General features: G+C 72.6%; 13 protein-coding genes. 6 read left to right on the top strand and 7 right to left on the bottom strand.

Annotation, left to right across the window (positions count from 1 at the left end; genetic code table 11):
* Nucleotides 1-26 precede the first annotated feature (26 nt).
* Nucleotides 27-785 (top strand): SDR family NAD(P)-dependent oxidoreductase, encoded by a 759-nt coding sequence (locus tag ACZ6WN_RS21010; protein ID WP_465867305.1) that lies wholly within the window; start codon nt 27-29, stop codon nt 783-785.
* 9 nt (nt 786-794) lie between these two features.
* Here the strand turns inward: ACZ6WN_RS21010 and ACZ6WN_RS21005 are convergent, their stop codons facing one another.
* Nucleotides 795-1,148, bottom strand: coding sequence for an ArsR/SmtB family transcription factor (locus tag ACZ6WN_RS21005; RefSeq protein WP_465867303.1), 354 nt, complete (start codon nt 1,146-1,148; stop codon nt 795-797).
* Nucleotides 1,149-1,237: 89 nt separating this feature from the next.
* Between ACZ6WN_RS21005 and ACZ6WN_RS21000 the strand changes: the two genes are divergently transcribed.
* Nucleotides 1,238-2,572, top strand: coding sequence for an NAD(P)-binding domain-containing protein (locus tag ACZ6WN_RS21000; protein WP_465867301.1), 1,335 nt, complete (start codon nt 1,238-1,240; stop codon nt 2,570-2,572).
* Here ACZ6WN_RS21000 and ACZ6WN_RS20995 read toward each other — a convergent pair.
* Both ACZ6WN_RS20995 and ACZ6WN_RS20990 read right to left on the bottom strand, forming a co-directional pair.
* The gene (locus tag ACZ6WN_RS20995) at nt 2,559-3,008 is read right to left on the bottom strand and encodes an arsenate reductase ArsC (protein ID WP_465867300.1); all 450 of its coding nucleotides are present in this window, start codon (nt 3,006-3,008) and stop codon (nt 2,559-2,561) included. The two genes, ACZ6WN_RS21000 and ACZ6WN_RS20995, sit on opposite strands and share 14 nt — an antisense overlap.
* A gap of 43 nt (nt 3,009-3,051) precedes the next feature.
* Nucleotides 3,052-3,723, bottom strand: a complete 672-nt coding sequence (locus tag ACZ6WN_RS20990) for an arsenate reductase/protein-tyrosine-phosphatase family protein (RefSeq protein WP_465867298.1) — start codon at nt 3,721-3,723, stop codon at nt 3,052-3,054.
* Nucleotides 3,724-3,769: 46 nt separating this feature from the next.
* Between ACZ6WN_RS20990 and ACZ6WN_RS20985 the strand changes: the two genes are divergently transcribed.
* From ACZ6WN_RS20985 to chrA, 4 genes are read left to right on the top strand one after another with little or no spacing between them, the layout of a single operon-like run.
* The gene (locus ACZ6WN_RS20985) at nt 3,770-4,483 is read left to right on the top strand and encodes an aquaporin (RefSeq protein WP_465867297.1); all 714 of its coding nucleotides are present in this window, start codon (nt 3,770-3,772) and stop codon (nt 4,481-4,483) included.
* 49 nt (nt 4,484-4,532) lie between these two features.
* Nucleotides 4,533-5,048, top strand: a complete 516-nt coding sequence (locus ACZ6WN_RS20980) for a Chromate resistance protein ChrB (RefSeq protein ID WP_465867295.1) — start codon at nt 4,533-4,535, stop codon at nt 5,046-5,048.
* A complete protein-coding gene (locus ACZ6WN_RS20975) occupies nt 5,045-5,476 on the top strand; it encodes a chromate resistance protein ChrB domain-containing protein (RefSeq protein WP_465867293.1) in 432 nt (143 codons plus the stop codon). The genes ACZ6WN_RS20980 and ACZ6WN_RS20975 overlap by 4 nt, the downstream gene beginning before the upstream one ends.
* Entirely contained in the window at nt 5,473-6,837 is a 1,365-nt protein-coding gene (chrA, locus tag ACZ6WN_RS20970; protein WP_465867291.1) for a chromate efflux transporter, read from the top strand. Before ACZ6WN_RS20975 ends, chrA begins: the two co-directional genes overlap by 4 nt.
* Here the strand turns inward: chrA and ACZ6WN_RS20965 are convergent.
* The 4 genes from ACZ6WN_RS20965 to ACZ6WN_RS20950 are packed head-to-tail and all read right to left on the bottom strand — an operon-like array spanning nt 6,824 to nt 12,733.
* The gene (locus ACZ6WN_RS20965) at nt 6,824-7,552 is read right to left on the bottom strand and encodes an alpha/beta hydrolase family protein (protein ID WP_465867289.1); all 729 of its coding nucleotides are present in this window, start codon (nt 7,550-7,552) and stop codon (nt 6,824-6,826) included. The two genes, chrA and ACZ6WN_RS20965, sit on opposite strands and share 14 nt — an antisense overlap.
* On the bottom strand, nt 7,549-8,754 hold the full coding sequence (locus ACZ6WN_RS20960) for a benzoate/H(+) symporter BenE family transporter (RefSeq protein WP_465867287.1): 1,206 nt from the start codon (nt 8,752-8,754) through the stop codon (nt 7,549-7,551). Before ACZ6WN_RS20960 ends, ACZ6WN_RS20965 begins: the two co-directional genes overlap by 4 nt.
* Nucleotides 8,751-11,438, bottom strand: coding sequence for a helix-turn-helix transcriptional regulator (locus ACZ6WN_RS20955; protein ID WP_465867285.1), 2,688 nt, complete (start codon nt 11,436-11,438; stop codon nt 8,751-8,753). Before ACZ6WN_RS20955 ends, ACZ6WN_RS20960 begins: the two co-directional genes overlap by 4 nt.
* Before the next feature lie 20 nt (nt 11,439-11,458).
* Nucleotides 11,459-12,733, bottom strand: coding sequence for an MFS transporter (locus tag ACZ6WN_RS20950; protein WP_465867283.1), 1,275 nt, complete (start codon nt 12,731-12,733; stop codon nt 11,459-11,461).
* Between the last annotated feature and the right edge of the window lie 64 nt (nt 12,734-12,797).

Genomic DNA, 12,797 nt, shown 5'->3' with positions numbered 1-12,797 from the left:
GCCCGGACATGAGCGAGGAGAGAGCAATGACGTTCGAGAACAAGGTCGCACTGGTCACCGGCGGCGGTAGCGGGCTCGGGGAGGCGATCTCGAAGGAGCTCGCCGGACTGGGCACCAAGGTCGTGGTCGCCGACATCAACCTCGAGGGTGCGACCCGGGTCGCCGACGAGATCAGGGCCGCGGGCGGCGAGGCGACTCCGCTGCAGTCCGACACCTCGAAGGTCGAGGACGCGGAGCGCTCGGTCGCCTTCGCCGTCGAGACCTACGGGAAGCTCAACTACGCGGTCAACAACGCCGGGATCGGCGAGCCTCCGGCACCGGTCGGCGAGCTGGTGCCCAGCGACTGGGACCGCGTCATCGGCATCGACCTCTCCGGCGTCGCGTACGGCCTGCGCTACCAGATCCCCGAGCTGCTCAAGACCGGCGCCGGCGAGTCCGCGATCGTGAACATGGCCTCCATCCACGGCGAGGTCGCCGCCCTCGGCAACCCGGCCTACACCGCCGCGAAGCACGGGGTCATCGGCCTCACCAAGAACGCCGCCGCCGAGTACGGCCCGGCCGGACTGCGGATCAACGCGGTCGGCCCCGGCTACATCGAGACCCCGGCCGTCCAGGCCGTCTCCGCCATCGAGGGCGCCCACGAGGCCCTGGTCGCCAAGCACCCGCTGGGCCGCCTCGGACGCCCCGAGGAGATCGCCACCGTCGTCCGCTTCCTGCTCTCCGAGGACGCCTCGTTCGTCACCGGTGCGTACTGGAAGATCGACGGCGGCTACACCACCGTCTGACGCCGGCGATCAGCTCGCGGGCGAGGCCAGCGCGCCCGCGAGCGAGTCGAGGGCACCGGGCACGATGGAGAAGTAGGCCCACCGGCCGCGCTGCTCACGAGCGACCAACCCGGCCTCGACGAGCAGCTTCATGTGGTGAGAGACCGTCGGCTGGGACAGTCCGACCGGCTCGGTGAGGTCGCAGACGCATGCCTCCTGGCCCTCGGCCGCCGCGATGATCGAGAGCAGCTTGACCCGGCTCGGGTCGCCGAGCGCCTTGAACGTCCGCGCCAGCGCCTCGGCCTGATCGTCGTCGAGAACGCCCGCGGTCACCGGCGAGCAGCACGCGCCGGCGGCGGACGGAAGCACGGGGAGAACAGTCATGACAACGAGTCTACCAAATGATATTGACGAACGTCGATACGTGACCTAAGGTCGCCGACATATCGACGTTCTTGAATCTGAGGAGCATCATGACCGACCTGCCCGTTGCTGTCATCGGCGCCGGACCCCAGGGTCTCGCTGCCGCCGCCCATCTCCTCGAGCGCGGTCTCACCCCGCTCGTGCTCGAGCACGGGAGCGAACCCGCCGCGGCCGTCGCCGAGTGGGGTCACGTACGCCTCTTCTCGGCCTGGCCCGAGCTCGTCGACAAGGCCGCCGCCCGGCTCCTCGAGCCGACCGGCTGGGCTGCGCCCGACCAGGGCTACCCCACCGGCGCGCAGTGGCGCGAGCGCTATCTCGTCCCGCTGGCCGCCCTCCTCGGCGACCACGTCCGCTACCGCACCACGGTCACCGGCGTCTCACGCAAGGGCCGTGACCGACTGGTCGACGCCGACCGCGCCGAGCAGCCGTTCGTCCTCCACGTGACCGGCGCCGACGGCGCCGAGGCGCGCCTCGAGGCACGGGCCGTCATCGACGCCTCCGGCACCTGGCGCCGGCCCAACCCGGCCGGCGCCGACGGGCTCCCGGCCCTCGGGGAGCGGGCCTCGCACGCCGCGGGCACGCTCGGCTACGCCGTTCCGGACCGCGCCCACCCCGAGGCGTACGCCGGCCGGCACACGGTCGTGATCGGCGCGGGCGACTCCGCGTTCAACGCCGTCAACGAGCTCACCGCGATCGCCCGGGACCACCCGGGAACGAGGATCACGTGGGCGATCCGCCGCGCCGTGTCGACGAACACCTTCGGCGGCGGCGAGGCCGACGAGCTCCCGGAGCGGGGCGCCCTCGGCGTACGCGCGAAGAAGGCGGTCCAGGACGGATCGGTCGAGCTGGTGACCGGGTTCCGCACCGAGCAGATCACAGGGCGGGGCGACGGTGCCACGGTCATCGCCGAGGACGGCCGCGTGATCGAGGCCGACCGGGTGGTGGTGCTGACCGGCTACCGCCCCGATCTCGGCTTCCTGAGCGAGATGCGACTCGACCTCGACCCGACCCTGGAGGCGCCGCGCAACATCGCGGTCCAGATCGACCCCAACATCCACTCCTGCGGCTCGGTCAGCGCGACCGGCGCCAAGGACCTCGCCCAGCCCGAGCCCGACCTCTATCTGGTGGGGATGAAGTCCTACGGGCGCGCGCCGACGTTCCTGGCGATGACCGGCTACGAGCAGGTACGAAGCGTGGTGGCCGAGCTCGCCGGCGACCACGACGCCGCCGCCCGGGTGGAGCTGGAGCTCCCCGACACCGGGGTCTGCGGCGGCGCCGGCGTCTTCGACGATCCGGACAGCACGACGAGCGGCGGCTGCTGCGGGCCGGCGGCTCCGAGCGAGGAGCTGTTCACGATCGGGCGGGCGCCCATCACTCTCTCGTGACCGAGCCTGCCGGGGTCACGCCGAGCTCACCGAGCAGGCCGAGCACCCGCTGCTCGATCTCGTCGCGGATGCCGCGTACGTGCTCGATGTCGCCGCCCTTCGGGTCGGTGACCTTCCAGTCCTCGTAGCGCTTGCCCGGGTAGAACGGGCAGGAGTCGCCGCAGCCCATGGTGATGACGACGTCGGCGCTGCGTACGACCTCGTCGGTCCACGGCTTGGGGTACTCGCCGGAGATGTCGATCCCGAGCTCGGCCATGACCTCGATGGCGACGGGGTTGATCGCCGCGGCCGGCGCCGAGCCGCCGGACCAGCCGATGGCCTGGTCGCCGGCGTGGTGCTGGAAGAAGCCGAGTGCCATCTGGGAGCGGCCGGCGTTCTCGATACAGAGGAAGAGGACGGCCGGCTGGTGCTCGGCCGCGGATCGATCAGCGTTCAACGAAGCTACTCCTGCGGGTGGGGGTGGTGGGGGAAGGCAGGGTTCAGGAGTCGAAGCAGGAAGCGAGGGCCCGGACCCGGCGCTCGAGCTCGAGGTAGGCGGCATCGAAGGCCTCGGGGCCTTTGTCCACGGGGTCGGGGATCGACCAGTGCAGCTCGCCGGGGACCTTCGGCGTCTCGTGGGCACGGTCGCACACGGTGATCACCAGATCCCCGGGATCGAGCACCTCGTCCATCCGGACGGGCTCGACGATCGGGAGGTCCAGGTGATGACGGGCGGCGGCGTCGACCGTGCCCGGGTTGATGCGGTCGGCCGGATGGGTGCCGGCCGATGCGGCGGGGATCGCGCTGACCTGGCGCCACAGCGCGGCGGCCAGATGGGACCGCGCCGAGTTGCCCGTGCAGACGAACAGGACACGCCTGGGCACCGCCACGGGGGACGCGGTGCCCAGGCTCTCGAGCGTGTCCTGCTCGAGGTGCAGGTACGTACGCCTCCGGTCGCCCTCGGAATGGTGACGGGACACGACGCCTGCGCTCACCAGCGCCTGGACGTGGTGGGCAAACAAGTTCGACGGGACGTTCAGCATCCCGGCGAGCTCTGTGGGGGAGGCATCACTTCTCTGGAGGCTGTCGACGATGCGCAGCCGCACCGGATCGCCGAGCGCCGCATGAACCTTGGCCCGACGTTCCAACCCGGCCTGTCTTTCAACCTCCATTGACTCAATATTGACTGAGTAATCGTGCCACGTCAACAATTCCGACGTGCACCCCTCTCTCCCCCGCCGCCTGCTGGCCGAGCTCCTCGGCACCGGCCTGCTCGTCGCCGTGGTCGTCGGCTCCGGCATCGCCGCGCAGCAGCTCTCGCCCACCGACACCGGCCTGCAGCTCCTGGAGAACTCGATGGCGACGGTGTTCGGGCTGGCCGCGCTGATCCTGATGTTCGGTCCGGTCTCGGGGGCGCACTTCAACCCGGTCGTCTCGCTCGCCGACTGGTTCCTCGGCCGCCGGTCGGGCCACGGGCTCGCGCTCGCCGAGGTCGGGGCCTACTCGGTCGCCCAGATCCTCGGCGCGGTCGGGGGTGCGGTGCTCGCCAACCTCATGTTCGACGTCGACCAGGCGATCTCGACCAAGGAGCGTGCCGGCAGCGGCCACCTCGTGGCCGAGGTCGTCGCCACGGCCGGCCTGGTCGCACTGATCTTCGCGCTGGTACGCACCGACCGCGGCGCCCTCGCAGCACCCGCGGTCGGCGGCTACATCGGTGCCGCCTACTGGTTCACCAGCTCCACCTCGTTCGCCAACCCGGCCGTCACCGTCGGCCGGATCTTCTCCGACACCTTCGCGGGCATCGCACCGGGCTCGGTCGCGCCGTTCGTCCTCGCGCAGCTCGTCGGCCTGGTCCTCGGCGTACTCCTGATCCTGGCTCTCTATCCCGAAGCCGGCGACCGAGCCGACGACGTCGTCATCGCGCAGCACTGAGCGACGGCCCCGATCTCGTCAGTCCTGTAACCGTGGTTACAGTGTTCCTATGGCACAGCCCAGCGAACCCGGCGAGTGGGCATTCCTCACCTACGCGCTCCCGCGTGACCCTTCGGCGCCCCGGCTGGCCCTATGGCGCAAGCTGAAGCGGCTCGGCGTGGTCCAGCTGGCTGACGGACTGGTCGCCCTTCCTGCGGACGCGCGGACGCGGGAGCAGCTGGAGTGGGCGGCCGACCACACGGTCGCCGCGGGCGGCCGGGCGGGCGTATGGCTGGCTCGGCCGACCACCAGAGCGCAGGAGCGCGAGCTCGCCCAGACCATGAACGCCGCCCGCGCCGAGGAGTACCAGGTCATCATCGACGACGCCGCCGGAGCGATGGACGCGGACGAGGGCGATCGCGTCAGGGCGCTGCGGCGGCTGCGCGCCGAGAACACCCGCGTCCGGCGCCGTGACTACTTCCGCCCACCCGCGCGGGAGCAGGCCCGCCAGGCGCTCGCAGCGCTGGCCGCCACGCTCCAGGACGACCCCGCCCCGGCCCTCACCGAACCGGAGGTGGCCCGATGAGATGGGCGACCCGTGCGGGTGTCCACATCGACCGGGCCGCATGCGCCTGGCTGATCCGTCGAGACGTCGACCCGGATGCGGAGTTCGTCTTCGTCAGCGATCCCGACGACGTACCGGCGGACGCGACGCCGTTCGACATGCGCGGCGTCGACCTGGGCCACCACGGCGTCGACTGCACGTTCGAGACCATCCTGCGCCGCTACGACCTCGACGACCCGGTGCTGTGGCGGATCGCGGCGATCGTCCACGAGGCGGATCTCGAGGACGAGGCGTACGACGCTCCTGAGGCACCCGGCTTCGACGTGATCCTCCGGGCGCTGTCGATGGTCCACGACGACGACGCCGTCCTCGAGCTGACGGCGCCCATCTTCGACGCCGTCCACACCTATCTACGACGGACCCTGCTCACCGGAACGGACACCCCATGACGCCCGAGAAGACCGGCACCCGCGACGTGATCCCGCTGCGGGAGGCGACACGAGCGTGGTTCGCGATCTCCCTGCAGACCTTCGGCGGACCTGCCGGCCAGATCGCGGTCATGCAACACAAGCTGGTGGACGAGAAGCGCTGGATCGGCCAGCAGCGCTTCCTGCACGCGCTGAACTACTGCATGCTGCTGCCCGGCCCCGAGGCCCAGCAGCTGGCCGTCTACGTCGGCTGGCTGCTCAACGGCACCCTCGGCGGACTCATCGCCGGCATCCTGTTCGTGCTTCCCGGCGTCGTCGCGCTCCTCGCCCTCTCGGCGCTGTACGTCGGCGCCGGATCCACCGCGCTCGTGACCGGGCTGTTCGCCGGTCTCGCTCCGGCGGTCATCGCGATCGTGATCCAGGCCGTGCAGCGGGTGGGCGGACGAGCCCTGCACCATCCGGTCCTGGTGGCGATGGCGGTCGCCTCGTTCCTGGCGCTGACGGTCTTCAAGGTGCCGTTCCCGATCGTGATCGTCCTAGCCGGCCTGCTCGGCTGGCTGGTCGGCACACGGGTCCCCGCCTTCACCCGGAGCAAGGGCCACGGAGGCGCGGAGGACGGCCCGGCGCCGCTGATCAGCGACGACGCCCTGCACCACGACGCACCCTCGAAGGTTCGCGGCCTGAAGATCCTCGTCCTCGGCCTGGTGCTCTGGTTCGCCCCGGTGGCGCTGGCGGCGATCGTGTTCAGCCGGGACAGCGTGTTCGTGGACCAGGGCCTGTTCTTCTCGGGCGCCGCCGTGGTCACCTTCGGTGGCGCGTACGCGGTGCTCTCCTACGTCGCCCACCAGGCGGTCAACGTCTTCGGCTGGCTGAAGGCCGGCGAGATGGTCCGCGGTCTCGCGCTCGCCGAGACCACCCCGGGACCGTTGATCATGGTCGTGCAGTTCGTCGCCTTCGTGGGTGCCTACCGCAACCCGGGAAACCTCGACCCGTGGGTGGCCGCCGTGATCGCGTCGCTGCTGGTGACGTGGGTGACCTTCGTCCCCTGCTTCCTGTTCATCTTCCTCGGCGCGCCCTACGTCGAGCGGCTCCGCAGCAACCACCACCTCACCGCGGCGCTCACCGGGATCACCGCGGCGGTGGTCGGCGTGATCGCCAACCTGGCGCTGTTCTTCGCGCTGCACACGCTGTTCGACCGCTCCCGCACCGTGACGTGGGGGCCGGTCGACCTCGACCTGCCGGTCCTGTCCTCGTGGGACCCGGTCGCGTTCGCGATCACCGCGGTAGCGATCGCGCTCGTCTTCTGGCGCCGGTGGAGCACCCTGCGCACCCTGGGGGTCTGCGCGCTGCTCGGGCTCGCCTCGACCCTCATCCCTCGCTGACCGCGGTGAGCAGGTGCGGCCAGGCCGACGAGGCCGGGTCGCCCCAGGCGGCGTGGTCGGCGCCGTCGACCACCTCCAGGCGTACGCCGGGGTGTGCTGCCGCGTAGCGCTCGGAGATCGCGAGCGGGACGACGGTGTCGGCGGCGCCGTGCAGGACCCGCACGGGGACCCGAGGAGCGAGGCCGACCGGGTCGGCGGCGGCGTACGCCTCCGGGACCTCGGCCGGGGTGCCGCCGAGGAACTCCTCGACCGCCCCGTGCCCGAGACCTTCCTGGCTCATCGCGGCCAGCGCGGCTGCGGGGGCCAGGGCGAGGACCCCGGTGACCACGGTGTCCGGGCGCGAGGCCGCCCAGAGCGCGAGCTGGCCGCCGGAGGAGTGTCCGACCAGGGTGATCCGGCGGGGTGCGTCGTTGTGGACGGTCCACTCCCGGCCGCTGAGCTGGATCGACTCGATCGCGGTCTCGACGTCCTCGAAGGCCTGCCGCCACTGGCCGGGTCCGTGGCGGTACTCCACCGTCGCGGTCAGATGACCGGCCTCGGCCAGCGCCCGCCCGGCCGGCCAGGTGCGCATCCGGTCGGAGTCGCGCCACATCCCACCGTGGAGCAGGAGGACGAGCGAGTCGGTCGGCTCCGCCGGCTCGAAGACGTCGGCGACCTGCCGGCCGGTGGCGCCGTAGCGCATCGTCGCGTCGGGGTAGGTGGTCTCTGTGGTCATGGCTTCTCCTTGCCGTTGCGCTCGAGCAGGATGCTGACCGCGACACCGACCACGAGCCCCCAGAAGGCCGAGCCGATGTTGAGGACGGTGATGTCGGCGACGGTCACCAGGAAGGTGACCAGCGCGCCGGTGACGTGGGGTCCGCCGAAGGCGGTCTGGAACGCGCCCTGGAGCGGCTTGAGCATCGCGAGGCCGCCCAGCACCGCGACGTACGCCTCGGGCATGGTGGTGATGACCCGCACCATGCCGGGGGCGAGGAGGCCGAACCCGATCGCGAGCACACCGCACCAGATCGCCGCGGCATAGTGCCGTCGTGGCTCGCCCGAGGCGGTGACCAGCGCGTTGGTCGGCCCGGCCAGGCAGGTGGACACGCCGCCGAACGGGGCCGCGACCAGCGAGGTCACGCCGCACCAGCCGGTCACCTGGTTCATCCGCGGGTCGTGGCCGGCCGCTCGCAGGACCGCCATGCCCTGGCCGTTCTGGACGATCAGGACGGTGATCAGCAGCGGGATCGTGAGCTCGATGAAAGCGGGCACGGTGAAGACCGGCGCGGTCCAGACGGGGTCGATCACCCAGCGGCCGGAGAGCTCGACGGCCGGTCGGCCGGCGAGGCTCACCGCGACCGCGCCGACCGCCAGCGCCACCAGCACCGGAGGGAGCCAGCGCGCCAGGCGTGGGGCCGCGCTGATCGCGACGAAGGCGGCCACCATCGGCCCGGCGACCGCCAGGTCGCGGTCGACGGCGAGGACCAGGTCGGTGCCGAAGCGGAGGAAGACACCGGCCACCATCGCCATCACGATCGGCATCGGCAGCAGGTGCATGACGCGGTCGACCTGCCGGGTCAGGGCGAGCGCGACCAGGAGCAGCGCCGCCATGACGAAGCCGCCCACCGTCTCCGGCCAGGAGGTGCCGGCCGCCATCGCCTGGCCCACGACCACGGTGCCGGGGATCGTCCAGAAGTAGACGAGCGGCTGCCGGGTCCAGCGCGAGGCGATGATCGTCAGCACCCCGTTGAGGCAGAAGACCGCGCTCACCCAGGAGGCGACCACTCCGGCGGAGAGGCCGGCACCCTGGCCGACGGCGAGGATGACCGCGACCGGCCCGGTGCAGGAGAACAGGAACCCGATGAAGCCGTTGACCAGCTCGTGACGGCCCAGGTCTCGCCGCAGCTCGGTCCGGGGCTCTCGGACGAGGGTGCTCATGGTTCCTCCGTCGGCTCGGCCGCCATCGCCGCGAGCTCGGTCCGGCTGCGGACGCCGAGCTTCGCGTAGATGCGGGTCAGGTGGTACTGCACGGTCTTGGGCGAGACGAACAGCTGCGCGGCGACCTCACGGTTGGAGAGGCCCGAGGCGACCATCTCCGCGACGGTCTCCTCCTGCGGGGTCAGATCCACCGGACCGCGCTGCCCGCGCGGGGCGCGCACTCCCCCGGCGCGCAGCTCGCGCTGGGCCGCGTCGACGTACGTCGACGCTCCGAGCCCGTCCCACAGGTCGCGCGCGGAGGAGAGCAGCGCCTCGGCGTCGCGGCGGCGGCCGGCGCGACGCAGCGCCTGGCCGTATGCGAAGGTGACCCGGGCACGGTCGTAGCGCAGCGGCAGTCCGTCGAGCAGCTCGAGCGCGCGGTCGAAGGTGTCGCGGACCCCGTCGAGATCGCCGCGGGCGCCGTGCCAGCGGCCCCGGGCGGTGGCCAGCCTGGCCTGGGCGGAGCGGTGCTGCTCCTCACGGGCGCGGGTCTCGTGCGGGCGGAGGAACTCGTCGGCCTCGTCCAGCCGGCCCTCCGCGATCAGCGCGGCGGCGTACGTCTCGGCCCAGGGCCAGATGGCCGGCTCGGCCAGCGCGCTGCCGGCGGGGGCCTGGGTGAGCGGCTCGAGGATGCGCAGGACGGCACGGAAGTCGCTGCGCGCCTCGGCGATGTGAGCGCGGGCGAGGAGTGCGGGGACGCGCATGATCTCGTAGCCCTGCGCCCCGACCTCGGCGGCACGGGCGGTGCGAGCAGCGTCCTCCCAGCTGCCGCGCAGCAGGTGGGTCTCGGTGGCGGTCCACTCCAGCAGCGGGGTGACCAGGGCGATGCCGGACTCGGCGGCGAGCGCTCGGCCGGCCGCGACCGTCTGCAGGGCGGCCTCGCCCTCGCCGGTCAGGAACTGCACGCGCGCCAGCCAGGCCAGGGCCCACATCGAGATCCGGGTCGAGCCGCCGAGGACCCGCGGGTCGGTGACCCCCTCCAGGCGGCTGCGGGCCTCGTCGGGCTCGTCGGCGAGCACATCGAGCCAGCCGCGGCCCATGGTGACCCGCTGGGTCTGGGCGCTGTGCCCGACGCGGCGCGCGGCCAGGGCGTAGGCCTCGTGGGCCTCCTCGAACCGGCCGGCCATCGCCAGCCCGAGCCCGCGGATCGCCGCCGCCTCGACCCCGGCGGCCGAGTCGCGGCCCGCCAGCGAGATCGCCCGGTCGGCCCAGGTGACCAGCTCGTCACCGCGGCACAGCGCCAGCGAGTGCAGGACGTGCCGGGTGGCGATCAGCGCGGCGGTCTCCGGCTCCCGGTCGGCGTTGACGATGTCCCAGGCGCGCTTGAGCCGCACCTCGGCCTCGGTGGCCCGACCACGCAGGATCGCCAGATAGGCGAGCACCGCGTCGCGCAGCGGCGTCTCGCGCAGGCTCTCGACGATGGGAACCAGCGCCGCGGCGCCCATGCCGTCGCCCGCCGCGACCAGGGCGTCGACCGAGCGGATCAGCCGGTCGTCGCGTCGCACCGGGTCCTCGGTGAGCCGGCTCGCGTCGCGGTAGAGGGCGGCGGCCTCCGCCCAGGCGCCCTCGTCGCCACGGCGCTGCGCCAGCCGGGCGACCTCGTCGGCGAGCTCCGGGTCGGGCAGCGGGGTCGCCGCCACGAGGTGCCGGGCCCGGCGGACCTCGTCGTCGACGATCGCGGCGGCGCGCTGGTGCGCGTCGGCGGCCCGGCGAGCGCCCATCGTCGCCAGCACGGCGACACCGACCAGCGGCGTACGCCATCGGGGGTGGTGGTCGCGGATGATCTCGACGAGCCCGGCCGCCGCCAGGGCGTCGACCGCGGAGAGCGGATCCGCCAGGCCGGCCAGGGCGGCGGCCTGCCCCAGGGACGCGTCGTCCCCGAGGACGGCGAGGGCCTCGGCCAGCGCCCGGTCCTCCGGAGCGCATCCGGCGAGCGCGAGCTGGACCTCCTCGCGGACGTGGACCGGGGCGGGCAGCTGGGTGTCGGGCCGCGCCCAACGGGTCGGCGGCAGCTCGTCGAGCAGGGCGACCGCGTCACGCGGGCTGCCCGCCGTGTGGCGGGTGAGGACCTCGGCCATCGACGGGTGCAGGACCCGTCCGCGCAGCGAGGCGAGCTCACCGACCGCGGCCGCGTCGAGGCCCTCGATGCGTACGGTCTCGGCGGCGATCTCGCCGAGGAACGAGGTGCTGCGCGTGGCCGCCAGCACCACCAGCACCGGCGCGTCGCGGTGCCGGTGGAGCGCGGAGGCGATCGCCTGCAGCGAGAGCGTGTCGGCGAGGTCGGCGTCGTCGACCAGGATCAGACCAGGCTCCTCCCCCGCCCCGGCGGCCCGCGCGACCAAGGCGTCGGCCGCGGCGGCCGGATCGGGCTGCGGGTCCTCTCGACACGCTCGATACGTCGCCTCGCCGAGCAGCTGACGGAGCACGGCACCGGGGGCGTCCTGCTCCCAGGCGCTCGCACGCGCCTTCAGCGCCGGCGTCGCGACCCGGTCGGCCAGGCCGCGCAGGAGCGCGGTCTTCCCCAGCCCCGGGTCACCGAGGACGAGGACGGCTGCGGAGCCAGAGGCGCGGGTGAGGGCCAGCCGCGAGGTGAGCTCGACGAGCTCCTCCTCGCGACCGACACACCCAGCTCTCTCGATGAGCACGGTCACACCCTAGGCCCCCTTCACGCCGGTACGCCGTCGTCGAGCGTGACGCTCACGACGGTCTCCTCCGGGGACCGCGGCACGGCCACGGTGACCACGGCACCGAGCACGGCGACGCCCGCGAAGATCTGGAAGGCGGTGGTGCCGCCGACCCCGGCGGCGACCAGTGCCCCGCCGATGATCGGTCCGACGATCCCGCCGAGCCGGCCGAACCCGGCACACCACGCCACACCCGCGCCGCGGGCCCGGGTCGGGTAGAAGTTGGCGACGAGCCCGTAGATGAGCACCTGCGTACCGATGGTGCCGACACCGGCGATCGCGACGGCCGGGAACAGGATGGCGAGCGGCAGCCCGAGGGGCAGCAGCAACAGCATCAGGCCGGCGAGCACGAAGGTCGTCGAGACCACCTTCTTGGCCCCGGTCCGGTCGGCGACGTAGGAGGCGAGGAGGCCACCGAGGATGGCGCCGCCGTTGAGCACCAGCAGGAAGGTGAGCGCGTACGCCTTGCCGTAGCCGTTGTCCTCCATGATCTTCGGCAGCCAGGTGTTCAGGCCGTAGGTCAGCAGCAGGCCGGAGAAGCTCATCAGCCCGAGCACCAGCGTCGGGAACGCGAGCGGGCGGCGGGCCAGGGCGCTGAAGCCGACCGCCTCCTGGGCGGTGCCGGTCGACGCGACCCGGCCACGGGAGTCGAGCCACAGCTGCGACTCGGGCAGCTTGGCGACGGCGAAGGGCAGCAGGAGCACCAACGGAGCGGCGCCGATCGCCATCAGGATCCGCCAGTGAGAGCCGCTCGGGTCGATGATGAGCGCCATCACGGAGGCGGTCACGCCACCGGCCGGGATGCCGCTGTAGACGATCGCGTTGAGCCGGTTCTTCCGCTCCGGCGGCGCGAACTCGGCGACCAGGGCGCCGACGGTCGCCAGGATCGCGCCCAGCCCGATGCCGGTGAGGAACCGGAGCATGCCGAAGACGGCGATCGACTGGGCGAACGCGGTCGCGGCCATCCCGAGCGAGAACCAGGTGATGCTGGCGAGCACGACCTTGCGGCGGCCGATCCGGTCGCTGACCGCGCCGGCGCTCAGCGCCCCGACGAGCACGCCGACGAGGGCGTAGCTGCCCAGCGTCCCTGCCTGGCCCGCGGAGAGCTGCCCGATCTGGGAGGGGTCTGCCATGAGGGTCGGCAGCACCGTGCCGTAGACCACGAGGTCGTAGCCGTCGAACATCAGGGCCAGCGCGGAGAGCGCGACGACCCAGGTGAGCTGGCGCCCGTTCTTGTCGTGCGTGATTTCGGACATGGGTGATCTCCATGGGTGACGCGAGCGTGCTCGCGAAGGGAGGGACGGCCCCGAGAGAGGACCT

The organism is Nocardioides sp. NPDC054178 (assembly GCF_055585005.1).
This window is presented reverse-complemented; position numbering and strand designations above follow the sequence as displayed.

Excerpts from the sequence above, each read along its gene's own strand:
- ACZ6WN_RS20965 (WP_465867289.1), bottom strand. The coding sequence starts at position 7,552 with ATGACCACAGAGACCACCTACCCCGACGCGACGATGCGCTACGGCGCC.
- ACZ6WN_RS20990 (WP_465867298.1), bottom strand. The coding sequence starts at position 3,723 with ATGGAGGTTGAAAGACAGGCCGGGTTGGAACGTCGGGCCAAGGTTCAT.
- ACZ6WN_RS20980 (WP_465867295.1), top strand. The coding sequence starts at position 4,533 with ATGGCACAGCCCAGCGAACCCGGCGAGTGGGCATTCCTCACCTACGCG.
- ACZ6WN_RS20975 (WP_465867293.1), top strand. The coding sequence starts at position 5,045 with ATGAGATGGGCGACCCGTGCGGGTGTCCACATCGACCGGGCCGCATGC.
- ACZ6WN_RS21005 (WP_465867303.1), bottom strand. The coding sequence starts at position 1,148 with ATGACTGTTCTCCCCGTGCTTCCGTCCGCCGCCGGCGCGTGCTGCTCG.
- ACZ6WN_RS21010 (WP_465867305.1), top strand. The coding sequence starts at position 27 with ATGACGTTCGAGAACAAGGTCGCACTGGTCACCGGCGGCGGTAGCGGG.
- ACZ6WN_RS20960 (WP_465867287.1), bottom strand. The coding sequence starts at position 8,754 with ATGAGCACCCTCGTCCGAGAGCCCCGGACCGAGCTGCGGCGAGACCTG.
- ACZ6WN_RS21000 (WP_465867301.1), top strand. The coding sequence starts at position 1,238 with ATGACCGACCTGCCCGTTGCTGTCATCGGCGCCGGACCCCAGGGTCTC.
- chrA (WP_465867291.1), top strand. The coding sequence starts at position 5,473 with ATGACGCCCGAGAAGACCGGCACCCGCGACGTGATCCCGCTGCGGGAG.
- ACZ6WN_RS20950 (WP_465867283.1), bottom strand. The coding sequence starts at position 12,733 with ATGTCCGAAATCACGCACGACAAGAACGGGCGCCAGCTCACCTGGGTC.